This is a genomic window from Psychrobacillus sp. FSL H8-0510, assembly GCF_038008345.1.
In the GTDB taxonomy this organism is placed as follows: Bacteria; Bacillota; Bacilli; order Bacillales_A; family Planococcaceae; genus Psychrobacillus; species Psychrobacillus psychrotolerans.
The window spans coordinates 3,317,133-3,341,633 of record NZ_JBBOYZ010000001.1 but is presented as its reverse complement, the minus strand read 5'-3'; the positions used below and the strand labels follow the sequence as shown (position 1 = coordinate 3,341,633).

Sequence of the window (24,501 nt, the reverse complement as noted above, 5' to 3'; positions counted from 1 at the left end):
AACAATAAACAACAAGAAATTCTGTTGTGATTATTTACGTAATCACGACGTGTAAGACTTTTTAACTTTTAGGTTAAGTTAATAAGGGCGCACGGTGAATGCCTTGGCACTAGGAGTCGACGAAGGACGGCACTAACACCGATATGCTTCGGGGAGCTGTAAGTGAGCTTTGATCCGGAGATTTCCGAATGGGGAAACCCACTGTTCGTAATGGAGCAGTACATTTGCGTGAATACATAGCGCATCTGAGACACACCCAGGGAACTGAAACATCTAAGTACCTGGAGGAAGAGAAAGAAAATTCGATTCCCTGAGTAGCGGCGAGCGAAACGGGAATAGCCCAAACCAAAAGGCTTGCCTTTTGGGGTTGTAGGACACTCTACATAGAGTTACAAAGGAATGAGTTAGACGAAGCGATCTGGAAAGGTCCGCAGGATAGGGTAAAAGCCCCGTAGTCTAAAATTCATTCTCTCTTGAGTGTATCCTGAGTACGGCGGAACACGTGAAATTCCGTCGGAATCTGGGAGGACCATCTCCCAAGGCTAAATACTACCTAGTGACCGATAGTGAACCAGTACCGTGAGGGAAAGGTGAAAAGCACCCCGGAAGGGGAGTGAAATAGATCCTGAAACCGTGTGCCTACAAGTAGTTAGAGCCCGTTAATGGGTGATAGCGTGCCTTTTGTAGAATGAACCGGCGAGTTACGATCCCATGCAAGGTTAAGTCGAGAAGACGGAGCCGCAGCGAAAGCGAGTCTGAATAGGGCGAATGAGTATGTGGTCGTAGACCCGAAACCAGGTGATCTACCCATGTCCAGGATGAAGGTAAGGTAACACTTACTGGAGGTCCGAACCCACGCACGTTGAAAAGTGCGGGGATGAGGTGTGGGTAGCGGAGAAATTCCAATCGAACCTGGAGATAGCTGGTTCTCTCCGAAATAGCTTTAGGGCTAGCCTCAAACGTTAGAATCTTGGAGGTAGAGCACTGTTTGGACTAGGGGCCCATCCCGGGTTACCGAATTCAGACAAACTCCGAATGCCAATGATTTATGTTTGGGAGTCAGACTGCGAGTGATAAGATCCGTAGTCAAGAGGGAAACAGCCCAGACCACCAGCTAAGGTCCCAAAGTATTTGTTAAGTGGAAAAGGATGTGGCGTTGCTTAGACAACCAGGATGTTGGCTTAGAAGCAGCCATCATTTAAAGAGTGCGTAATAGCTCACTGGTCGAGTGACGCTGCGCCGAAAATGTATCGGGGCTAAACAAATCACCGAAGCTGTGGATTGATACCTTTGGTATCAGTGGTAGGAGAGCGTTCTAAGGGCGTTGAAGTCAGACCGGAAGGACTGGTGGAGCGCTTAGAAGTGAGAATGCCGGTATGAGTAGCGAAAGACGGGTGAGAATCCCGTCCACCGTATGACTAAGGTTTCCTGAGGAAGGCTCGTCCGCTCAGGGTTAGTCGGGACCTAAGCCGAGGCCGATAGGCGTAGGCGATGGATAACAGGTTGATATTCCTGTACCACCAAACCACCGTTTGAGTAATGGGGGGACGCAGAAGGATAGGGTAAGCATGCTGTTGGTTATGCATGTCCAAGCAGTAAGGTGTGAATGTAGGCAAATCCGCATTCTTTAACATTGAGCTGTGATGGCGAGGACGTATGTCTAGAGTTCCTGATTTCACACTGCCAAGAAAAGCCTCTAGCGAGGTGAAAGGTGCCCGTACCGCAAACCGACACAGGTAGTCGAGGAGAGAATCCTAAGGTGAGCGAGAGAACTCTCGTTAAGGAACTCGGCAAAATGACCCCGTAACTTCGGGAGAAGGGGTGCTCTTTTGGGTTCATAGCCTAGAAGAGCCGCAGTGAATAGGCCCAGGCGACTGTTTAGCAAAAACACAGGTCTATGCAAAACCGTAAGGTGAAGTATATGGGCTGACGCCTGCCCGGTGCTGGAAGGTTAAGAGGAGTGCTTAGCGCAAGCGAAGGTGCGAATTGAAGCCCCAGTAAACGGCGGCCGTAACTATAACGGTCCTAAGGTAGCGAAATTCCTTGTCGGGTAAGTTCCGACCCGCACGAAAGGCGTAACGATCTGGGCACTGTCTCAACGAGAGACTCGGTGAAATTATAGTACCTGTGAAGATGCAGGTTACCCGCGACAGGACGGAAAGACCCCGTGGAGCTTTACTATAGCTTGATATTGAATTTTGGTGCAACTTGTACAGGATAGGCAGGAGCCTTAGAGCCCGGAGCGCCAGCTTCGGAGGAGGCGTCGGTGGGATACTGCCCTGGTTGTATTGAAATTCTAACCCATACCCGTAACCCGGGTAGGAGACAGTGTCAGGCGGGTAGTTTGACTGGGGCGGTCGCCTCCTAAAGTGTAACGGAGGCGCCCAAAGGTTCCCTCAGAATGGTTGGAAATCATTCGAAGAGTGTAAAGGCAGAAGGGAGCTTGACTGCGAGACCTACAAGTCGAGCAGGGTCGAAAGACGGGCTTAGTGATCCGGTGGTTCCGCATGGAAGGGCCATCGCTCAACGGATAAAAGCTACCCCGGGGATAACAGGCTTATCTCCCCCAAGAGTCCACATCGACGGGGAGGTTTGGCACCTCGATGTCGGCTCATCGCATCCTGGGGCTGTAGTCGGTCCCAAGGGTTGGGCTGTTCGCCCATTAAAGCGGTACGCGAGCTGGGTTCAGAACGTCGTGAGACAGTTCGGTCCCTATCCGTCGTGGGCGTAGGAAATTTGAGAGGAGCTGTCCTTAGTACGAGAGGACCGGGATGGACACACCGCTGGTGTACCAGTTGTTCTGCCAAGAGCATCGCTGGGTAGCTATGTGTGGACGGGATAAGTGCTGAAAGCATCTAAGCACGAAGCCCCCCTCAAGATGAGATTTCCCATTACGCAAGTAAGTAAGATCCCTCAAAGACGATGAGGTAGATAGGTTCGGGGTGGAAGCGTGGCGACACGTGCAGCTGACGAATACTAATCGATCGAGGACTTAACCAAATTTTGTTTAACGTAACAATGTCGTTTATCCAGTTTTGAGTGAACAAGCACTCTATTTATAAGGATTTCAAGATACAACGCAGTGCGCTGTAAATTGGAAGCCGAAGAGTCTAGTGATGATGGCGAAGAGGTCACACCCGTTCCCATACCGAACACGGAAGTTAAGCTCTTCAGCGCCGATGGTAGTTGGGGGTTTCCCCCTGTGAGAGTAGGACGTCGCTGGGCACCAAAAAGAAGTCGTTACCGAGTTATATCGGTAACGACTTCTTTTTTTGTTTTTAAATAAGCCGAAGGCAGTTACTGTAGGAGCAAGTTGAGAGACGAAGAGTTCGAGTACCGTTGCCGGAGAAATCTGTCAGGAACAGAAGTTAAGAACTAGCGCCAAAGGTAGTTGGAGGTTTCGGGGGTCTAAAAGATTCGTTGCGGAGTCAGACATTAAGGGATTTTTTTGTATAAGAATTGGGAATAAATATGATTAATTTGGGTTAAGACTCTAGAGTTATTAAATGAAAAAGTAAGAGATTAAACCTTAAAGGATCTATTGGTATTTAACTATTGGGGATTAATTTTATTCAATAACGAAAGTAGAAGACTGTTTAACTCTATAAGAAGGTATGTAAGATGATCTACAAAAAGGAAATAGAAAAAGCTACGGACGGAGAATATACCTTTTGTTAATTGGAGATGATATAACAGTTGGAATTGAAGAGGAGGGTAGTTCCCTTAAATAAACCCCTTTTATATATAGTAGGAACAGGAGTGAGACATAGCTGTTCTTGTATAAAATATAGAATTCTAAAAGAAAATACGAAAAGACCTTGCCAACTACCATTATAAGTGGTATAGTTATCAAGTTGTCACTTTAACAAGTGACGTTAAACAAAAAACAATTTTAAAAAAGTTGTTGACAACCACATCAGGAATTGATATGATATATAAGTTGTCAAAACGACATTACAACAACATGAACATTGAAAACTGAACATGCAAAACGTTAAGAAACATAGCTTTCAACTAACTTGTTAGGATGATAGCAAAACAATTTTGGACATCATTTAATGATGATGCCAGCAAAACAAAATGAGCTTTTAAACTAGTTCTAATTTGTTCGCTTTCAATGTGCTCTGCATACTGGAAGTAAACTATTATGGAGAGTTTGATCCTGGCTCAGGACGAACGCTGGCGGCATGCCTAATACATGCAAGTCGAGCGAATGACGAAGAAGCTTGCTTCTTCTGATTTAGCGGCGGACGGGTGAGTAACACGTGGGCAACCTGCCCTGTAGATTGGGATAACTCCGGGAAACCGGGGCTAATACCGAATAATCCATTTCCTCACATGGGGAGATGTTAAAAGACGGTTTCGGCTGTCACTACAGGATGGGCCCGCGGCGCATTAGCTAGTTGGTGAGGTAACGGCTCACCAAGGCGACGATGCGTAGCCGACCTGAGAGGGTGATCGGCCACACTGGGACTGAGACACGGCCCAGACTCCTACGGGAGGCAGCAGTAGGGAATCTTCCACAATGGACGAAAGTCTGATGGAGCAATGCCGCGTGAGTGAAGAAGGTTTTCGGATCGTAAAACTCTGTTGTGAGGGAAGAACAAGTATGAGAGTAACTGCTCGTACCTTGACGGTACCTCATTAGAAAGCCACGGCTAACTACGTGCCAGCAGCCGCGGTAATACGTAGGTGGCAAGCGTTGTCCGGAATTATTGGGCGTAAAGCGCGCGCAGGCGGTCCTTTAAGTCTGATGTGAAATCCCACGGCTCAACCGTGGAAGGTCATTGGAAACTGGGGGACTTGAGTACAGAAGAGGAAAGCGGAATTCCAAGTGTAGCGGTGAAATGCGTAGAGATTTGGAGGAACACCAGTGGCGAAGGCGGCTTTCTGGTCTGTAACTGACGCTGAGGCGCGAAAGCGTGGGGAGCAAACAGGATTAGATACCCTGGTAGTCCACGCCGTAAACGATGAGTGCTAAGTGTTAGGGGGTTTCCGCCCCTTAGTGCTGCAGCTAACGCATTAAGCACTCCGCCTGGGGAGTACGGTCGCAAGACTGAAACTCAAAGGAATTGACGGGGGCCCGCACAAGCGGTGGAGCATGTGGTTTAATTCGAAGCAACGCGAAGAACCTTACCAGGTCTTGACATCCCGCTGACCGGCCTAGAGATAGGCTTTTCCCTTCGGGGACAGCGGTGACAGGTGGTGCATGGTTGTCGTCAGCTCGTGTCGTGAGATGTTGGGTTAAGTCCCGCAACGAGCGCAACCCTTGATCTTAGTTGCCAGCATTTAGTTGGGCACTCTAAGGTGACTGCCGGTGATAAACCGGAGGAAGGTGGGGATGACGTCAAATCATCATGCCCCTTATGACCTGGGCTACACACGTGCTACAATGGACGGTACAGAGGGTCGCAACCCCGCGAGGGTGAGCAAATCCCATAAAACCGTTCTCAGTTCGGATTGTAGGCTGCAACTCGCCTACATGAAGCCGGAATCGCTAGTAATCGTGGATCAGCATGCCACGGTGAATACGTTCCCGGGCCTTGTACACACCGCCCGTCACACCACGAGAGTTTGTAACACCCGAAGTCGGTGGGGTAACCCTTACGGGAGCCAGCCGCCGAAGGTGGGACAGATGATTGGGGTGAAGTCGTAACAAGGTAGCCGTATCGGAAGGTGCGGCTGGATCACCTCCTTTCTAAGGATAATATCGGAATACGAATCTTTATTCGTATCTTAACGTTTTGCAGTTCAGTTTTGAATGTTCATTTTATATGAAGATTCAACGCTTGTTCTTTGAAAACTGGATAAAACGACATTGAAACAATAAACAACAAGAAATTCTGTTGTGATTATTTACGTAATCACGACGTGTAAGACTTTTTAACTTTTAGGTTAAGTTAATAAGGGCGCACGGTGAATGCCTTGGCACTAGGAGTCGACGAAGGACGGCACTAACACCGATATGCTTCGGGGAGCTGTAAGTGAGCTTTGATCCGGAGATTTCCGAATGGGGAAACCCACTGTTCGTAATGGAGCAGTACATTTGCGTGAATACATAGCGCATCTGAGACACACCCAGGGAACTGAAACATCTAAGTACCTGGAGGAAGAGAAAGAAAATTCGATTCCCTGAGTAGCGGCGAGCGAAACGGGAATAGCCCAAACCAAAAGGCTTGCCTTTTGGGGTTGTAGGACACTCTACATAGAGTTACAAAGGAATGAGTTAGACGAAGCGATCTGGAAAGGTCCGCAGGATAGGGTAAAAGCCCCGTAGTCTAAAATTCATTCTCTCTTGAGTGTATCCTGAGTACGGCGGAACACGTGAAATTCCGTCGGAATCTGGGAGGACCATCTCCCAAGGCTAAATACTACCTAGTGACCGATAGTGAACCAGTACCGTGAGGGAAAGGTGAAAAGCACCCCGGAAGGGGAGTGAAATAGATCCTGAAACCGTGTGCCTACAAGTAGTTAGAGCCCGTTAATGGGTGATAGCGTGCCTTTTGTAGAATGAACCGGCGAGTTACGATCCCATGCAAGGTTAAGTCGAGAAGACGGAGCCGCAGCGAAAGCGAGTCTGAATAGGGCGAATGAGTATGTGGTCGTAGACCCGAAACCAGGTGATCTACCCATGTCCAGGATGAAGGTAAGGTAACACTTACTGGAGGTCCGAACCCACGCACGTTGAAAAGTGCGGGGATGAGGTGTGGGTAGCGGAGAAATTCCAATCGAACCTGGAGATAGCTGGTTCTCTCCGAAATAGCTTTAGGGCTAGCCTCAAACGTTAGAATCTTGGAGGTAGAGCACTGTTTGGACTAGGGGCCCATCCCGGGTTACCGAATTCAGACAAACTCCGAATGCCAATGATTTATGTTTGGGAGTCAGACTGCGAGTGATAAGATCCGTAGTCAAGAGGGAAACAGCCCAGACCACCAGCTAAGGTCCCAAAGTATTTGTTAAGTGGAAAAGGATGTGGCGTTGCTTAGACAACCAGGATGTTGGCTTAGAAGCAGCCATCATTTAAAGAGTGCGTAATAGCTCACTGGTCGAGTGACGCTGCGCCGAAAATGTATCGGGGCTAAACAAATCACCGAAGCTGTGGATTGATACCTTTGGTATCAGTGGTAGGAGAGCGTTCTAAGGGCGTTGAAGTCAGACCGGAAGGACTGGTGGAGCGCTTAGAAGTGAGAATGCCGGTATGAGTAGCGAAAGACGGGTGAGAATCCCGTCCACCGTATGACTAAGGTTTCCTGAGGAAGGCTCGTCCGCTCAGGGTTAGTCGGGACCTAAGCCGAGGCCGATAGGCGTAGGCGATGGATAACAGGTTGATATTCCTGTACCACCAAACCACCGTTTGAGTAATGGGGGGACGCAGAAGGATAGGGTAAGCATGCTGTTGGTTATGCATGTCCAAGCAGTAAGGTGTGAATGTAGGCAAATCCGCATTCTTTAACATTGAGCTGTGATGGCGAGGACGTATGTCTAGAGTTCCTGATTTCACACTGCCAAGAAAAGCCTCTAGCGAGGTGAAAGGTGCCCGTACCGCAAACCGACACAGGTAGTCGAGGAGAGAATCCTAAGGTGAGCGAGAGAACTCTCGTTAAGGAACTCGGCAAAATGACCCCGTAACTTCGGGAGAAGGGGTGCTCTTTTGGGTTCATAGCCTAGAAGAGCCGCAGTGAATAGGCCCAGGCGACTGTTTAGCAAAAACACAGGTCTATGCAAAACCGTAAGGTGAAGTATATGGGCTGACGCCTGCCCGGTGCTGGAAGGTTAAGAGGAGTGCTTAGCGCAAGCGAAGGTGCGAATTGAAGCCCCAGTAAACGGCGGCCGTAACTATAACGGTCCTAAGGTAGCGAAATTCCTTGTCGGGTAAGTTCCGACCCGCACGAAAGGCGTAACGATCTGGGCACTGTCTCAACGAGAGACTCGGTGAAATTATAGTACCTGTGAAGATGCAGGTTACCCGCGACAGGACGGAAAGACCCCGTGGAGCTTTACTATAGCTTGATATTGAATTTTGGTGCAACTTGTACAGGATAGGCAGGAGCCTTAGAGCCCGGAGCGCCAGCTTCGGAGGAGGCGTCGGTGGGATACTGCCCTGGTTGTATTGAAATTCTAACCCATACCCGTAACCCGGGTAGGAGACAGTGTCAGGCGGGTAGTTTGACTGGGGCGGTCGCCTCCTAAAGTGTAACGGAGGCGCCCAAAGGTTCCCTCAGAATGGTTGGAAATCATTCGAAGAGTGTAAAGGCAGAAGGGAGCTTGACTGCGAGACCTACAAGTCGAGCAGGGTCGAAAGACGGGCTTAGTGATCCGGTGGTTCCGCATGGAAGGGCCATCGCTCAACGGATAAAAGCTACCCCGGGGATAACAGGCTTATCTCCCCCAAGAGTCCACATCGACGGGGAGGTTTGGCACCTCGATGTCGGCTCATCGCATCCTGGGGCTGTAGTCGGTCCCAAGGGTTGGGCTGTTCGCCCATTAAAGCGGTACGCGAGCTGGGTTCAGAACGTCGTGAGACAGTTCGGTCCCTATCCGTCGTGGGCGTAGGAAATTTGAGAGGAGCTGTCCTTAGTACGAGAGGACCGGGATGGACACACCGCTGGTGTACCAGTTGTTCTGCCAAGAGCATCGCTGGGTAGCTATGTGTGGACGGGATAAGTGCTGAAAGCATCTAAGCACGAAGCCCCCCTCAAGATGAGATTTCCCATTACGCAAGTAAGTAAGATCCCTCAAAGACGATGAGGTAGATAGGTTCGGGGTGGAAGCGTGGCGACACGTGCAGCTGACGAATACTAATCGATCGAGGACTTAACCAAATTTTGTTTAACGTAACAATGTCGTTTATCCAGTTTTGAGTGAACAAGCACTCTATTTATAAGGATTTCAAGATACAACGCAGTGCGCTGTAAATTGGAAGCCGAAGAGTCTAGTGATGATGGCGAAGAGGTCACACCCGTTCCCATACCGAACACGGAAGTTAAGCTCTTCAGCGCCGATGGTAGTTGGGGGTTTCCCCCTGTGAGAGTAGGACGTCGCTGGGCACCAAAAAGAAGTCGTTACCGAGTTATATCGGTAACGACTTCTTTTTTTGTTTACTGAAAAAATAAGCCGAAGGCAGTTACTATATAAGAAAGTGTACGAGCAAGTTGAGAAACGAAGAGTTCGAGTGTAGCTGCCGAAAAAATCTGTCGGCTATTCGCTTTCGTGCTCTGGAGTGTTAACGAATTAAAAAGGAGAATGTAGTTTCCTTAAGCTATGTTAAACATGCAGGTTGGTTTTTCATAGTTTGTGAAGTGTTACTCTTCAAATAACGCAGCAGGTTAGTTGAATAACTTAAATACCATTTTGGTTTATTATTTAAGTTAAAAGCCTGAAGTTAATTCTGACTCAATGCTCTCCTAATAAAAGGATAATATTACTGATTTAAATGTCTGCTACAAAATCCTTCTTCTACTAGAAGGTGTAAAGCCTTTTTCTTATTGAATTAACGAATACAGTTTAGTTGTATAATAAAAAACAACCGAAATGAGGGAGTGCATTGTTCTTTTGGACCCTCTCTTATTGTTTAACTAATAATGGTTTAGCCCATAATATATACATAAACAATTAGGTGGTTATTATGCAATGGAGGATTTATTACAAGATAAACTTCAGACTAATATAGAGCGTATTAAAATGAGCTTCAATAATACATCAGATTTAATGATTAGAGAAATGACAGTTGGTCTAAATAAAGAAATATCACAAGAGAAGAAATTAAAACTAGTCTACTTAGATAGTATTATTGATACTACTTTATTACAGGAGTCCGTTATTCTGCCATTGGCAGAGAATTTAAATATAGATAAATCGCAAAGTAAAGAATTAATAAGTTATGTATCTAATACAATCCTTACTACTCCAGGAGTAAAAGTAACCGATTCATACCAAGAATTATTGAGTGCTATTATCCAAGGTAACGCAGTTTTACTTATAGACGGATTTCATGAAGTTATCATTGTTGAGGTTGCTAATTGGGTAGAAAGATCAGTTGAGGAATCGCTAGGCGAACGTTCACCTAAAGGAATTGCTTTAGGGTTTTCTGAAAAAGCGAAAACTAACATTAACATCTTGAGAGGAATTATTAAAACGGAACAATTTAGCGTGCAAAAAATGACTTTTGGAACCATAGCTAAAACAGATGTTTTTCTACTCTTCATCAATGGTATTGTAGATAAAGGAATATTAAAAGAAGTACGTAATAGAATTGAGAAATTGGATGTTAAATATATTTTAGAAGCAAAGGTTGTTGCTGAAATAATAGAAGGTAAGTCAAAGTCATTTTTTCCTTTAACAGTATCTTCAGAACGTCCTGATTCAGCAGCTTCAGCTCTTTTTGAAGGTCGTGTAATTGTATTAGTAGACGGTACTCCGCAAGTGATTATTGCCCCATCTTTATTCGCTGAATTATTTCAATCTCCAGATGAATATAATGTTAGTTTTGGACGTTTTACAATTCGATTGATGCGTTTTTTCTCATTTCTTATAGCTATTTTTTCTACTGGTATCTATATTGCCTTAGATAAACATGGTAAAGATTATGTACCCCCAAAAATCTATGAAGCATTATTTACAAAGGACGAGCTCTTACCAACGATTTGGGAAGTATTAATACTCAACATAATATTAGCATTATTTATAGATGCAACTTTCAGAGTTCCCAAAAGTGCCATTTTTTTAATATCAATTATAGGAGCTATTTTACTCGGAGACGTAGCAGTTTCGGCTACGTTAATACATCCGGTATCTCTTATTGTAGTAGGAATGTCGTGTGTATCTGCGTTGGTACTTGCGAATAAGGGACTTTTAGGATCAATAAGGATATTAAGAATTGGTTTCATTTTGATTGGTTACTTATTAGGTTCCGATGGAATATTTATAGGGGCAACTGTATTAATTTTTTATATGATTAGTTTGAAATCAATAGGCGTCCCATATCTTTCACCCTTCATTCCTTTTAGATATATGGAACTTAAAGACACTTTGTATAGAGGTGATTTGAAAAAATTAGCAAACAGTAAACATAGCTTTCCAGATGATAATTAACCGTATTTACTTAAGCCAGCTGGCTATTAATGATAACTGGCTTTTACTATTTAGAGAACGCTATACATATCTCTTCATATAGTAGGAACAGGAGGGAAAGTAGCTGTTCTTACATTAAATATAGAATTCTAAAAGAAAATTGGAAAAGACCTTGCCAATGACCATTATAAGTGGTATAGTTATCAAGTTGTCACTTAAACAAGTGACGTTAAACAAAAAAACAATTTAAAAAAAGTTGTTGACAATCACATCAGGAATTGATATGATATATAAGTTGTCGAAACGACATCACAACAACATGAACATTGAAAACTGAACATGCAAAACGTTAAGAAACATAGCTTTCAGCTAACTTGTTAGTATGATAGCAAAACAATTTTGGACATCATTTAATGATGATGCCAGCAAAACAAAATGAGCTTTTAAACTAGTTCTAATTTGTTCGCTTTCAATGTGCTCTGCATACTGGAAGTGAACTATTATGGAGAGTTTGATCCTGGCTCAGGACGAACGCTGGCGGCATGCCTAATACATGCAAGTCGAGCGAATGACGAAGAAGCTTGCTTCTTCTGATTTAGCGGCGGACGGGTGAGTAACACGTGGGCAACCTGCCCTGTAGATTGGGATAACTCCGGGAAACCGGGGCTAATACCGAATAATCCATTTCCTCACATGGGGAGATGTTAAAAGACGGTTTCGGCTGTCACTACAGGATGGGCCCGCGGCGCATTAGCTAGTTGGTGAGGTAACGGCTCACCAAGGCGACGATGCGTAGCCGACCTGAGAGGGTGATCGGCCACACTGGGACTGAGACACGGCCCAGACTCCTACGGGAGGCAGCAGTAGGGAATCTTCCACAATGGACGAAAGTCTGATGGAGCAATGCCGCGTGAGTGAAGAAGGTTTTCGGATCGTAAAACTCTGTTGTGAGGGAAGAACAAGTACGAGAGTAACTGCTCGTACCTTGACGGTACCTCATTAGAAAGCCACGGCTAACTACGTGCCAGCAGCCGCGGTAATACGTAGGTGGCAAGCGTTGTCCGGAATTATTGGGCGTAAAGCGCGCGCAGGCGGTCCTTTAAGTCTGATGTGAAATCCCACGGCTCAACCGTGGAAGGTCATTGGAAACTGGGGGACTTGAGTACAGAAGAGGAAAGCGGAATTCCAAGTGTAGCGGTGAAATGCGTAGAGATTTGGAGGAACACCAGTGGCGAAGGCGGCTTTCTGGTCTGTAACTGACGCTGAGGCGCGAAAGCGTGGGGAGCAAACAGGATTAGATACCCTGGTAGTCCACGCCGTAAACGATGAGTGCTAAGTGTTAGGGGGTTTCCGCCCCTTAGTGCTGCAGCTAACGCATTAAGCACTCCGCCTGGGGAGTACGGTCGCAAGACTGAAACTCAAAGGAATTGACGGGGGCCCGCACAAGCGGTGGAGCATGTGGTTTAATTCGAAGCAACGCGAAGAACCTTACCAGGTCTTGACATCCCGCTGACCGGCCTAGAGATAGGCTTTTCCCTTCGGGGACAGCGGTGACAGGTGGTGCATGGTTGTCGTCAGCTCGTGTCGTGAGATGTTGGGTTAAGTCCCGCAACGAGCGCAACCCTTGATCTTAGTTGCCAGCATTTAGTTGGGCACTCTAAGGTGACTGCCGGTGATAAACCGGAGGAAGGTGGGGATGACGTCAAATCATCATGCCCCTTATGACCTGGGCTACACACGTGCTACAATGGACGGTACAGAGGGTCGCAACCCCGCGAGGGTGAGCAAATCCCATAAAACCGTTCTCAGTTCGGATTGTAGGCTGCAACTCGCCTACATGAAGCCGGAATCGCTAGTAATCGTGGATCAGCATGCCACGGTGAATACGTTCCCGGGCCTTGTACACACCGCCCGTCACACCACGAGAGTTTGTAACACCCGAAGTCGGTGGGGTAACCCTTACGGGAGCCAGCCGCCGAAGGTGGGACAGATGATTGGGGTGAAGTCGTAACAAGGTAGCCGTATCGGAAGGTGCGGCTGGATCACCTCCTTTCTAAGGATAATATCGGAATACGAATTTTTATTCGTATCTTAACGTTTTGCAGTTCAGTTTTGAATGTTCATTTTATATGAAGATTCAACTCTTGTTCTTTGAAAACTGGATAAAACGACATTGAAACAATAAACAACAAGAAATTCTGTTGTGATTATTTACGTAATCACAACGTGTAAGACTTTTTAACTTTTAGGTTAAGTTAATAAGGGCGCACGGTGAATGCCTTGGCACTAGGAGTCGACGAAGGACGGCACTAACACCGATATGCTTCGGGGAGCTGTAAGTGAGCTTTGATCCGGAGATTTCCGAATGGGGAAACCCACTGTTCGTAATGGAGCAGTACATTTGCGTGAATACATAGCGCATCTGAGACACACCCAGGGAACTGAAACATCTAAGTACCTGGAGGAAGAGAAAGAAAATTCGATTCCCTGAGTAGCGGCGAGCGAAACGGGAATAGCCCAAACCAAAAGGCTTGCCTTTTGGGGTTGTAGGACACTCTACATAGAGTTACAAAGGAATGAGTTAGACGAAGCGATCTGGAAAGGTCCGCAGGATAGGGTAAAAGCCCCGTAGTCTAAAATTCATTCTCTCTTGAGTGTATCCTGAGTACGGCGGAACACGTGAAATTCCGTCGGAATCTGGGAGGACCATCTCCCAAGGCTAAATACTACCTAGTGACCGATAGTGAACCAGTACCGTGAGGGAAAGGTGAAAAGCACCCCGGAAGGGGAGTGAAATAGATCCTGAAACCGTGTGCCTACAAGTAGTTAGAGCCCGTTAATGGGTGATAGCGTGCCTTTTGTAGAATGAACCGGCGAGTTACGATCCCATGCAAGGTTAAGTCGAGAAGACGGAGCCGCAGCGAAAGCGAGTCTGAATAGGGCGAATGAGTATGTGGTCGTAGACCCGAAACCAGGTGATCTACCCATGTCCAGGATGAAGGTAAGGTAACACTTACTGGAGGTCCGAACCCACGCACGTTGAAAAGTGCGGGGATGAGGTGTGGGTAGCGGAGAAATTCCAATCGAACCTGGAGATAGCTGGTTCTCTCCGAAATAGCTTTAGGGCTAGCCTCAAACGTTAGAATCTTGGAGGTAGAGCACTGTTTGGACTAGGGGCCCATCCCGGGTTACCGAATTCAGACAAACTCCGAATGCCAATGATTTATGTTTGGGAGTCAGACTGCGAGTGATAAGATCCGTAGTCAAGAGGGAAACAGCCCAGACCACCAGCTAAGGTCCCAAAGTATTTGTTAAGTGGAAAAGGATGTGGCGTTGCTTAGACAACCAGGATGTTGGCTTAGAAGCAGCCATCATTTAAAGAGTGCGTAATAGCTCACTGGTCGAGTGACGCTGCGCCGAAAATGTATCGGGGCTAAACAAATCACCGAAGCTGTGGATTGATACCTTTGGTATCAGTGGTAGGAGAGCGTTCTAAGGGCGTTGAAGTCAGACCGGAAGGACTGGTGGAGCGCTTAGAAGTGAGAATGCCGGTATGAGTAGCGAAAGACGGGTGAGAATCCCGTCCACCGTATGACTAAGGTTTCCTGAGGAAGGCTCGTCCGCTCAGGGTTAGTCGGGACCTAAGCCGAGGCCGATAGGCGTAGGCGATGGATAACAGGTTGATATTCCTGTACCACCAAACCACCGTTTGAGTAATGGGGGGACGCAGAAGGATAGGGTAAGCATGCTGTTGGTTATGCATGTCCAAGCAGTAAGGTGTGAATGTAGGCAAATCCGCATTCTTTAACATTGAGCTGTGATGGCGAGGACGTATGTCTAGAGTTCCTGATTTCACACTGCCAAGAAAAGCCTCTAGCGAGGTGAAAGGTGCCCGTACCGCAAACCGACACAGGTAGTCGAGGAGAGAATCCTAAGGTGAGCGAGAGAACTCTCGTTAAGGAACTCGGCAAAATGACCCCGTAACTTCGGGAGAAGGGGTGCTCTTTTGGGTTCATAGCCTAGAAGAGCCGCAGTGAATAGGCCCAGGCGACTGTTTAGCAAAAACACAGGTCTATGCAAAACCGTAAGGTGAAGTATATGGGCTGACGCCTGCCCGGTGCTGGAAGGTTAAGAGGAGTGCTTAGCGCAAGCGAAGGTGCGAATTGAAGCCCCAGTAAACGGCGGCCGTAACTATAACGGTCCTAAGGTAGCGAAATTCCTTGTCGGGTAAGTTCCGACCCGCACGAAAGGCGTAACGATCTGGGCACTGTCTCAACGAGAGACTCGGTGAAATTATAGTACCTGTGAAGATGCAGGTTACCCGCGACAGGACGGAAAGACCCCGTGGAGCTTTACTATAGCTTGATATTGAATTTTGGTGCAACTTGTACAGGATAGGCAGGAGCCTTAGAGCCCGGAGCGCCAGCTTCGGAGGAGGCGTCGGTGGGATACTGCCCTGGTTGTATTGAAATTCTAACCCATACCCGTAACCCGGGTAGGAGACAGTGTCAGGCGGGTAGTTTGACTGGGGCGGTCGCCTCCTAAAGTGTAACGGAGGCGCCCAAAGGTTCCCTCAGAATGGTTGGAAATCATTCGAAGAGTGTAAAGGCAGAAGGGAGCTTGACTGCGAGACCTACAAGTCGAGCAGGGTCGAAAGACGGGCTTAGTGATCCGGTGGTTCCGCATGGAAGGGCCATCGCTCAACGGATAAAAGCTACCCCGGGGATAACAGGCTTATCTCCCCCAAGAGTCCACATCGACGGGGAGGTTTGGCACCTCGATGTCGGCTCATCGCATCCTGGGGCTGTAGTCGGTCCCAAGGGTTGGGCTGTTCGCCCATTAAAGCGGTACGCGAGCTGGGTTCAGAACGTCGTGAGACAGTTCGGTCCCTATCCGTCGTGGGCGTAGGAAATTTGAGAGGAGCTGTCCTTAGTACGAGAGGACCGGGATGGACACACCGCTGGTGTACCAGTTGTTCTGCCAAGAGCATCGCTGGGTAGCTATGTGTGGACGGGATAAGTGCTGAAAGCATCTAAGCACGAAGCCCCCCTCAAGATGAGATTTCCCATTACGCAAGTAAGTAAGATCCCTCAAAGACGATGAGGTAGATAGGTTCGGGGTGGAAGCGTGGCGACACGTGCAGCTGACGAATACTAATCGATCGAGGACTTAACCAAATTTTGTTTAACGTAACAATGTCGTTTATCCAGTTTTGAGTGAACAAGCACTCTATTTTACATGAGGGTTTCAAGATACAAGCAGTGCTAGGAAACAAGTGAGAGAAGGAAGGAACGTACTAACGTACGTGACTGACAGATCGAATGAAGTTGACAACGCAATGCGCCGTATATTGGAAGCCGAAAGAGTCTAGTGATGATGGCGAAGAGGTCACACCCGTTCCCATACCGAACACGGAAGTTAAGCTCTTCAGCGCCGATGGTAGTTGGGGGTTTCCCCCTGTGAGAGTAGGACGTCGCTGGGCACCAAAAAGAAGTCGTTACCGAGTTATATCGGTGACGACTTCTTTTTTGTTTTTGAAAAATTAACGTTCGTTCATTAATGCAAGTGTATTTCCTTCTGTATCTTTAAAGAATGTCATCCAGGTTTCTGTATCCTCTACCTTTGCTACCATATGTGGTTCATCAATGAAAGTAGCTCCTGCCTCCTTCATTCTCAAAACCTCGCTATTTAAATCCTCCACTTGGAAATATAACACTGAGCTGGGGTGATTGAATTCTTCTTTTTCAGCTCGACTTAAGAGAAGTCGTGTATCTCCACATTGAAAAAAAGCTAGACCATCCATTTCAAATAACAGAGATAAATTAATAACATCCTTATAAAATGTAACCGCTCTTTCCACATTTTCCACATTTATCGCTACTTGTCCTAATTTCATAAATAATTTCCCTCATTTCTTATATATATCTATTCTCTATTTCATTGCAAATTCCTTTAAAATACTTGCCTATGCATAGGCCCAAATATAACTAGACAAATGACAGTTAATATTATATACTACATTACAACACTAATGTACTGATTTTTAGGAGAGAGGAGATTAACCTCAGGTGATATTAAGTAACGACAGCAGTAAGCCAATATATGTGCAAATTGCAGAATGGTTGGAGAATGAAATTATTGCAGAGCGTTTTACGGCTAACGAAAAAGTATACTCTCAGTATCAGTTGGCAGAGCTTTTCAATATAAATCCAGCTACAGCTGCTAAGGGACTAACGATACTTGTAGAGGAAATGACATTATATAAGAAGAGGGGACTTGGGATGTTCGTAGCACCAGAGGCCAAAATGATGATTCTGGAAAAACGGAGAAATGAAACACTTACGAAAATGGTAACAGACATTGTTTTAGAAGCGAAAAGGTTATCAGTAACAAAAGCGGAATTAATACAACTCATCCATAAATGTGAGGAGGAGATCCAGTGAATGTGATAGATTGTCAAAAGGTAAGCAAGGGTTATCGAAGAACTAATGCTTTAGAAGATATTACTTTTCAACTGACAGATCAAAAAATTACAGGACTTATTGGTCGTAATGGTGCGGGGAAGACAACTTTGCTCAAAATATTGGCAGGCTTAACTAAGCATAAATCTGGTGAAGTAAATGTATTTGGAAAAAACCCTTATAATAATTTACTGGTTTCTGCAAACAGTATTTTAGTGGATGATCAAATGACTTTTCCAGACTCACTTACCTTAGAAGAGATATTGCGAAGTGCGCCAGCTTTTTATAAAAAGTGGGATACACAACTTGCCAATCGGTTATTTCAATACTTTAAACTGGATTCCAAGCAACAGCATTCTAAGTTATCCAAAGGTTCAAGAGCTACGTTTAATATGATTTTCGGATTGTCTACACATTGTGAGTTAACGATGTTTGATGAGCCAACAAACGGAATGGATGAAGCGGTTCGGACAGACTTTTATAGAGCTTTACTAAAGGATTATATTGCACATCCTCGCTCTATTTTAATATCTAGTCACCATTTATCAGAAATAGAGCATTTACTAGAGGATATATTATTGATTCATAAAGGGAAAGTTGTTCTTCATGCAGACTTAGATGAAGTGAAGGAATATGCGGTAGCTATTCAGGGTCCAGTTGCAGATGTGGAAAAATGGACAGCAGGGGAAGAAGTTCTTCATTCAAAAAGAGTTGATGAGCAAAAGCAATATGCAGTGGTTAAAAAAAATTCGAAGCTGAAAAGAGCTCGCTTAGAAGGTGCCAACATTCAGATGTTAACTGCCAGTGAGGTATGCATGTACATGACGAGTGAGAGCAAAGGGGGAATCGATGATGTTTTTAAGTAACATTAGCCTAACGAGTGTAGTATTATCTCAGGTAAAGTTTAAGCTAAGTGCTTATAGCGGATTGATCTACTCACTAATTATTTTACAGGTGTTAGGGATACTTTTTGCTACTGGGTGGTCAAGTAGTGGAACTTCCATTAATAATATATCTATTAATTTGAATATATCATCAATCGATTCAGGATTCATTTTTGTCTCATTATTAGCTATTTCAGTTGGTAATCTAATTACAACAAGAGCATACCGCTATGATGACTTTTCGTTTGTAGCTACTCGTCTAAGTGGCAATATAGCTAATTGTATCGTTTTATTGATTTTTAGTTGTTATGCAGGGGTGACTACTTACTTTACAGTTTATCTAATGCGTATCTTTTTAACGTTTAATAGTACTAATGAGTTTGTAGAAGGTCCTACTATTCTAGATGATCCTATGAATTCTTTATTAACTATTCTAGCGATGATTATTTTCTTATGGATGTTCAGCTCGTTAGGATATATAGCTGGCACTTTGTTTCAAATGCATAAGCTACTGTTCTTTGGGGCATTAGTAATTATTATTATGGTGTTGCTGACAGGGACTTGGATAAGGATATCAGAAATCATTTTTGTAGAGAACAGTTCATTGCTAATATTGGTTGCAAAAACTTTTGGTATAGCGATATTGATCTTTGCGACATCCACTGCAATTTCTAACCGTTTGGGGGTTAGAGTATGAGTAATACTTGGATGATATTCTTTATTGGGTTAATACCTGTAGTCATTGGAATACTTATAGTTCTTTATATAACGAAGAAAGTAAAATATAAAGGGAGTCTATGTCTAAATAAAATTGTGATAATGATCTACTTCAGTTTATTAATCGGTGTTGGAGTTGTATATGAAATACTACCAAAGGAACCGATAGTAGAACAATTATCCGAAGAACAATTACAGCAATTACAAACAGAAAACGAAGTATTTGAAGAAAAGTTACTAAAACAAGAAGAGAACAAATTGAGTCAGAAGTTTCTTAAAGAAGAATGGACTCATGAACTAAGTGGGAACACATTAACTCTTGGATATATAGGAAATGACTCATATTCTACAAAAGTGGTAGTGGAATGGATAGACTCTACTGCTCAAGAGATTGAAGGAAAGGTATACCGGTCTCATATAAATTTATATGGATTAAAAATAGAAGATAAGATTCCCCTTCATGAAGCAGAATGGACGGGGAATGAGTTAGTTATACATGAGCCTGTGGAGCAAGAGTTTACATTCGAACAGTTTTCTAATGAGTTAAACGTATTTCAGCAAACGGATACCATGGAGATTAGGATGGTAAGAGGTTTCACGTATATTCACTTAAAAGTCCCGAAGCATATAGAGATCGTGGATCCATTGGGGCTTCAAATGTATTAACTATAGATAAAGTGCTTGCTACTCGAGCACTTTATTTTAGTTTTACATCAAATAAGAATTTCAATTGTCTCATTAAAAGTTTAGAAGGGATAAAAGGGAATAAAAAGTCTCGAACACTGACAATTGGGCGAGATTGGATTTGAGCGATTTCTCCAATTTGACGAGAAAGCCTAATTACTTTGGCAGTTCGTGCAACTCGCTTTTCTTCATAAAATGCTAACACCTTATCCACATGTTCAAATTGTTTAAAGCCGTTACCTAAAACGATGGCATCCTCAATAGCCTGTCCTGCTCCTTGCCCCATATTGGGTGTAGTGGCATGAGCAGCATCTCCAAGAAGAACTACTCTTCCAAAAACAAATTGCCGCAGTGGTTTAATATCAGACAAGTCATGGTGAAGAATTCTCTCGAGAGATGTAGTTGTAATTATGTTGTGTACAACTTTTGGAAGATGGTCAAATATATCACCGATTTCCGGAGCAGTGAGCTTTTGAAATTGTGGATTTTTAGCCGTTGTATTAATACAGGCGAACCAATATATCAAGCCATTTTTCATCGGGGCCATCCCAAATCTTCCTTGTGTCGCCCAATATTCCGAAGATGTGTATTCATCAATTCTTCCATTGTTCTCTGTTATTCCTCTCCAACATGTGTAGCCGGCGTATCGAGTAACAGAGCCAGGTAGTAGTTGTTGCCGTATAGATGAATGAATACCATCGGCAGCTATGAGCATATCGGCGGTCACAGTTATACCGTCTTCGAAATAGACAGTTACTTGATTATCATTTTGCTCGACAGATATGTAATTTTTATTGAAATGAAGTGTATCTGGTTTAAGTGCTATCAGAAAAATCTTATGTAAATCAGCTCGGTGAATGGTAATATTCTCTTGTCCATAAAGCTCTTTTAGTACGGTAAGATCTATCGTATTGAGTGTATTCCCATAGGTATCTAGAAATACCTGTTGATGAAGAGCATGACCATTCGCAAATATCTCTTCCCCAACACCAATTTCCATCAGTGCTTGCAAAGCATTAGAGCCTATTCCAATACCAGCGCCGACAGGTTGAAAAGTTGGACTAGCTTCATATACCTGAACAGAAAAACCTTGTTTTTGTAAGGTTACGGCAGCACAGAGCCCTCCAATACCCCCGCCTATTATTGCTATTTTCATTTGGTAAAACCTCCTCCTCCTGTGATATTCTAATCTAAAGGGGTGATAATCATGATAAATCTAACTATGTATAATGACAGTTATAGAAAACCATTAGAAAATTATCCGCTATCTGTGGAGCAACTTTCATTTACGGGACATCCATTAGAATTGCTAGAGCGAGCTAATATAAATGCATCGTATACTCCCATTATTATAACGGAAGATGATCAAGTTGCTGGCTTTTTCGTACTAGATACCGGTGAGGATAAATTTCATTACACAGATATTGAAGAGAGTATTTTACTAAGGGGATATTCCATTCATCCAGATTATCAGGGGAAGGGAATTGCGCAAGCATCAATGATACTGCTTCAATCTTTTGTGGCGAAGCATTTTCCACATGTAAACAGAATCGTTCTAGGAGTGAATGAAGCAAACATTGCTGCCCAGGCAGTGTATATTAAATCAGGTTTTATAGATGAGGGCAGACGTTTTAATGGAAGATCTGGTATTCAAATTGCTATGTCAAAAAGGATTTGTTTAGAATCGATCAATAACGTGTGATAATTGTTCGATGTGGAAGGAAAATCGATCAATCCCACGGGGGAATCGATCGATGCCTTCCAAACATCGATCGATCACGCGCAATAATCGATCGATCATACCTGTTATTTTAGTTTATATAGTACATCATCATCTTCACTAGGTGTTCCTCGGCCATCCGTGTTATTGGTGATGAAATAGAGTGATTCCCCATCAGAGAATACGTCTCGTACTCGTCCGAACCCAGTAATCGATTGCTCCACCTCGCCAGTTTCCACATTCAGTATTTTAATAGATTCACCGCGGAGAGTCGCTACATATAATTTTCCTTGGTGAAAGGTAATGCCTGAAGGTGCCCAGGTTTCCTTGCTACCAGTAGTGATAATAGGTGATTCAAGTCCTTCTTCCGTTTCCTCTCCTTCAATGATTGGATAGCCGTAGTTTTTGCCTTGTTCAACCAAATTGATTTCATCATTTGCTGACTGACCATGTTCCGCTTCATATAGTGTTCCCGCCGCATTCCAAGCGAGACCTTGTGGATTGCGGTGCCCCATAGAGAATATTTCAAAAGCACCATTATCTTTCATACGAAGAATTTTCCCATTTAGTGAAGCTGGATCCTGCGCATTAATTGGGTTTCCAGCGTCTCCGACAGTTACATATAAAGACCCGTCTGGACCAATTTCTAAACGCCCACCGTGATGTATATTGCCGGTCTCAATGCCGTCCAAATGAATGGCAATTTCCTGCCACTGCCCATCTTGGCGTTGAATAGTCACGATTTTGTTAAAGGGTTTTCCATTCATGTCATACGTATAGTAAGCATAAGCTTCACCAGTTTCAGGGAAGTCAGGTTTCAGCGCAAAGCCGAGTAGTCCTGCTTCAGATACAGAGGAAAGACTATCCGAAAGTTGAACGGGCTCATGTACAACATGGTCATCTTGTATACGTGCAATCGTTCCGACCCTTTCTGATATATAAAATGTATCGTCCTGTAAATTGATAGACCAGGGGATATTCAAATAAGTTGCGATCTTTTCTGCAATGGGACCCTCGGTAGGTGATTTTTTAGTTTCCTCTGCGCAACCATATAAAACTAGGGAAATAACTAGCATCCACTTTTTCATCATAATCCCTCCATGTATTACTAGTTCCCTTAAGAGAACAATTAATCCTTCCAAGAATGATAAGTTTTTCCTATGTAAAACGATAATAACTATCGAATTTACTTATGACATTAGTCAATGTATGCTAAATACACAGAAGCGGATTTTGAAAGAAGGCAGTTAAATGGAGTTTTTAATCTTTTTCATCATAGGAATTGTAGGAAATGTAGTGGGCACATTAGTTGGAGGCGGGGGGCTTATAAGTTTACCAATGATGTTATTAATGGGTCTGCCAGTGCATTCAGCCATTGGGGCAAATAAAGTCTCTAATACAGTTAGTTCGCTTTCAAGTTTTCTAGTAATCTTCACTAAAAAAGAGGTAACGGGTAAGGAAGCACTTTCCGTATTAGTATTTTGTTTAGGAGGAGGAATAATAGGAGGGCTGATAGCATCTTTTCTAAGTGGTGAGGTACTGACGATAATTGCTATTATTTTATTGAGCTTTGCCTTTATTACTTCCTTTATGGGAAAAGGAAATTTTGGCGGCACGGAAATCTTTCAACTAAACAAAAAAACAGCTCCAGCTTTGTTGGGAATTGGTATGTACGACGGCATGTTCGGTCCAGGGAGCAGCACATTAGCGCTATATTTATATGCGAGTGAAAAAATTGCCTATATACGTGCAGTAGGACTTGCTCGAATTGGTGTGTTTTCTAGTTGCTTTGGAGCATCCATTACGTATATTTCTACTGGTAAAATAATGTGGCCGGTTACATTTGCCCTAATGCTAGGGGCGATACTTGGAGCGCAGCTTGGACTTCGACTTGCACGAAAATTAAAGGCAAAGCATGTGAAGCCATTATTACGTGTGGTAACTATATTGCTTTTAGTGCAAATTGTTGTGGACTATTTGAGATAGGGGGAAATTAGTATGAGGATAAGCTGTGCTATTCTAGATGATTATCAGCAAGTTGCGTTAAAAAGTGCAGATTGGTCAAGTATTACAGAGAAGGTCGACGTTGTATCATTTTCTCAGCACTTTAATGATGAAGATGAATTAGTAGATTCCATTCGTGATGCGGAGATAGTAATTATTATGCGTGAGCGTACACCTTTTGGAGCAACACTCTTCAAAAAGTTACCGAAGCTTAAATTACTGATTACTACTGGAATGAGAAATGCATCGATTGACCTTGAGGCTGCTTCTGCGCATGGAGTCGCTGTGTGTGGAACTGCGAGCTCTTCTGAGCCACCAACTGAGTTAACATGGGCTTTAATACTAAACTTGGCACGTCATATTGTAAAAGAAAACGCTGAACTTCGTAGCAATGGATTATGGCAGAGTACAGTTGGGACAGATTTATATGGGAAGCGTATAGGTCTCCTTGGGCTCGGTAAAATAGGAGGGCGAATGGCAACTATAGCAAAAGCCTTTGGAATGGATGTCATCGCCTGGAGTCAAAACTTAACGAAGGAGCAAACAGATAAGCTAGGTGTTCAATTGGCAAATTCAAAAGAAGAGTTGTTAGAGACAAGTGATTACATTTCTATTCATCTCGTATTAAGCGACAGAACTAGAGGACTTATTAGTAAGAAGGACTTAAAGCTTATGAAAAGCTCTGCTTATTTAATCAATACATCTCGAGCAGCTATAATTGACGAGCAAGCACTTATACAAGCGCTCCATAAAAATTGGATTGCCGGAGCAGGATTAGATGTATTCGACCTCGAGCCATTACCTCAAGACCATCCTTTCCGAACAATGCCAAATGTATTAGCTACTCCACATTTAGGATATGTGACAGAGAAAAACTACACTACATACTACGAAGAAGCGGTGGAAGATATACAGGCGTACTTGGATGGGAGAGTGATTCGTTCTTTACTATTATAAATAG

Annotated in this window: 11 protein-coding genes and 8 rRNA genes; 16 read left to right on the top strand and 3 right to left on the bottom strand. The window is 44.2% G+C overall.

The window, feature by feature from the left end:
* The first annotated feature begins 71 nt into the window (after nucleotides 1-71).
* The 9 genes from MHI40_RS16935 to rrf (MHI40_RS16895) all read left to right on the top strand — a co-directional run bounded on the left by MHI40_RS16935 (nucleotide 72) and on the right by rrf (MHI40_RS16895) (nucleotide 16,552).
* A 23S ribosomal RNA gene (locus MHI40_RS16935) occupies nucleotides 72-3,000 on the top strand.
* A 109-nt stretch (nucleotides 3,001-3,109) separates the two neighbouring features.
* Nucleotides 3,110-3,225: ribosomal RNA gene (rrf, locus tag MHI40_RS16930) — 5S ribosomal RNA — on the top strand.
* 919 nt (nucleotides 3,226-4,144) lie between these two features.
* Nucleotides 4,145-5,698 (top strand): 16S ribosomal RNA (locus MHI40_RS16925).
* A gap of 195 nt (nucleotides 5,699-5,893) precedes the next feature.
* Nucleotides 5,894-8,822: ribosomal RNA gene (locus MHI40_RS16920) — 23S ribosomal RNA — on the top strand.
* 109 nt (nucleotides 8,823-8,931) lie between these two features.
* A 5S ribosomal RNA gene (gene rrf / locus MHI40_RS16915) occupies nucleotides 8,932-9,047 on the top strand.
* Together the 16S, 23S and 5S rRNA genes form the textbook arrangement of a ribosomal RNA operon.
* A 583-nt stretch (nucleotides 9,048-9,630) precedes the next feature.
* Nucleotides 9,631-11,091, top strand: coding sequence for a spore germination protein (locus MHI40_RS16910; RefSeq protein WP_340763636.1), 1,461 nt, complete (start codon nucleotides 9,631-9,633; stop codon nucleotides 11,089-11,091).
* A 478-nt stretch (nucleotides 11,092-11,569) separates the two neighbouring features.
* Nucleotides 11,570-13,123 (top strand): 16S ribosomal RNA (locus tag MHI40_RS16905).
* Nucleotides 13,124-13,318: 195 nt separating this feature from the next.
* Nucleotides 13,319-16,247 (top strand): 23S ribosomal RNA (locus MHI40_RS16900).
* A gap of 189 nt (nucleotides 16,248-16,436) precedes the next feature.
* A 5S ribosomal RNA gene (rrf, locus tag MHI40_RS16895) occupies nucleotides 16,437-16,552 on the top strand.
* Nucleotides 16,553-16,612: 60 nt separating this feature from the next.
* On the opposite strand, the gene MHI40_RS16890 is transcribed toward rrf (MHI40_RS16895), so the two are convergent.
* A complete protein-coding gene (locus MHI40_RS16890) occupies nucleotides 16,613-16,966 on the bottom strand; it encodes a VOC family protein (protein ID WP_340763635.1) in 354 nt (117 codons plus the stop codon).
* 172 nt (nucleotides 16,967-17,138) lie between these two features.
* Here MHI40_RS16890 and MHI40_RS16885 point away from each other — a divergent pair, with 172 nt between their 5' ends.
* From MHI40_RS16885 to MHI40_RS16870, 4 genes are read left to right on the top strand one after another with little or no spacing between them, the layout of a single operon-like run.
* Nucleotides 17,139-17,513 (top strand): GntR family transcriptional regulator, encoded by a 375-nt coding sequence (locus tag MHI40_RS16885; protein WP_093538209.1) that lies wholly within the window; start codon nucleotides 17,139-17,141, stop codon nucleotides 17,511-17,513.
* The gene (locus MHI40_RS16880; RefSeq protein WP_340763634.1) at nucleotides 17,510-18,397 is read left to right on the top strand and encodes an ABC transporter ATP-binding protein; all 888 of its coding nucleotides are present in this window, start codon (nucleotides 17,510-17,512) and stop codon (nucleotides 18,395-18,397) included. Before MHI40_RS16885 ends, MHI40_RS16880 begins: the two co-directional genes overlap by 4 nt.
* On the top strand, nucleotides 18,381-19,112 hold the full coding sequence (locus tag MHI40_RS16875; protein WP_340763633.1) for a hypothetical protein: 732 nt from the start codon (nucleotides 18,381-18,383) through the stop codon (nucleotides 19,110-19,112). The genes MHI40_RS16880 and MHI40_RS16875 overlap by 17 nt, the downstream gene beginning before the upstream one ends.
* Nucleotides 19,109-19,798, top strand: coding sequence for a hypothetical protein (locus MHI40_RS16870; RefSeq protein WP_340763632.1), 690 nt, complete (start codon nucleotides 19,109-19,111; stop codon nucleotides 19,796-19,798). The genes MHI40_RS16875 and MHI40_RS16870 overlap by 4 nt, the downstream gene beginning before the upstream one ends.
* A gap of 31 nt (nucleotides 19,799-19,829) precedes the next feature.
* Here the strand turns inward: MHI40_RS16870 and MHI40_RS16865 are convergent, their stop codons facing one another.
* A complete protein-coding gene (locus tag MHI40_RS16865; RefSeq protein WP_340763631.1) occupies nucleotides 19,830-20,972 on the bottom strand; it encodes an FAD-dependent monooxygenase in 1,143 nt (380 codons plus the stop codon).
* Between the two features lie 51 nt (nucleotides 20,973-21,023).
* Between MHI40_RS16865 and MHI40_RS16860 the strand changes: the two genes are divergently transcribed.
* Nucleotides 21,024-21,518, top strand: a complete 495-nt coding sequence (locus MHI40_RS16860; protein WP_340763630.1) for a GNAT family N-acetyltransferase — start codon at nucleotides 21,024-21,026, stop codon at nucleotides 21,516-21,518.
* Nucleotides 21,519-21,622: 104 nt separating this feature from the next.
* Here MHI40_RS16860 and MHI40_RS16855 read toward each other — a convergent pair whose 3' ends face one another.
* Entirely contained in the window at nucleotides 21,623-22,624 is a 1,002-nt protein-coding gene (locus tag MHI40_RS16855) for a PQQ-dependent sugar dehydrogenase (RefSeq protein ID WP_445678344.1), read from the bottom strand.
* A 163-nt stretch (nucleotides 22,625-22,787) separates the two neighbouring features.
* On the opposite strand from MHI40_RS16855, the gene MHI40_RS16850 reads away from it, so the two are divergent.
* Entirely contained in the window at nucleotides 22,788-23,522 is a 735-nt protein-coding gene (locus tag MHI40_RS16850; protein WP_093538216.1) for a sulfite exporter TauE/SafE family protein, read from the top strand.
* A 12-nt stretch (nucleotides 23,523-23,534) separates the two neighbouring features.
* The gene (locus MHI40_RS16845) at nucleotides 23,535-24,497 is read left to right on the top strand and encodes a D-2-hydroxyacid dehydrogenase family protein (RefSeq protein WP_340763628.1); all 963 of its coding nucleotides are present in this window, start codon (nucleotides 23,535-23,537) and stop codon (nucleotides 24,495-24,497) included.
* Nucleotides 24,498-24,501: the final 4 nt, after the last annotated feature.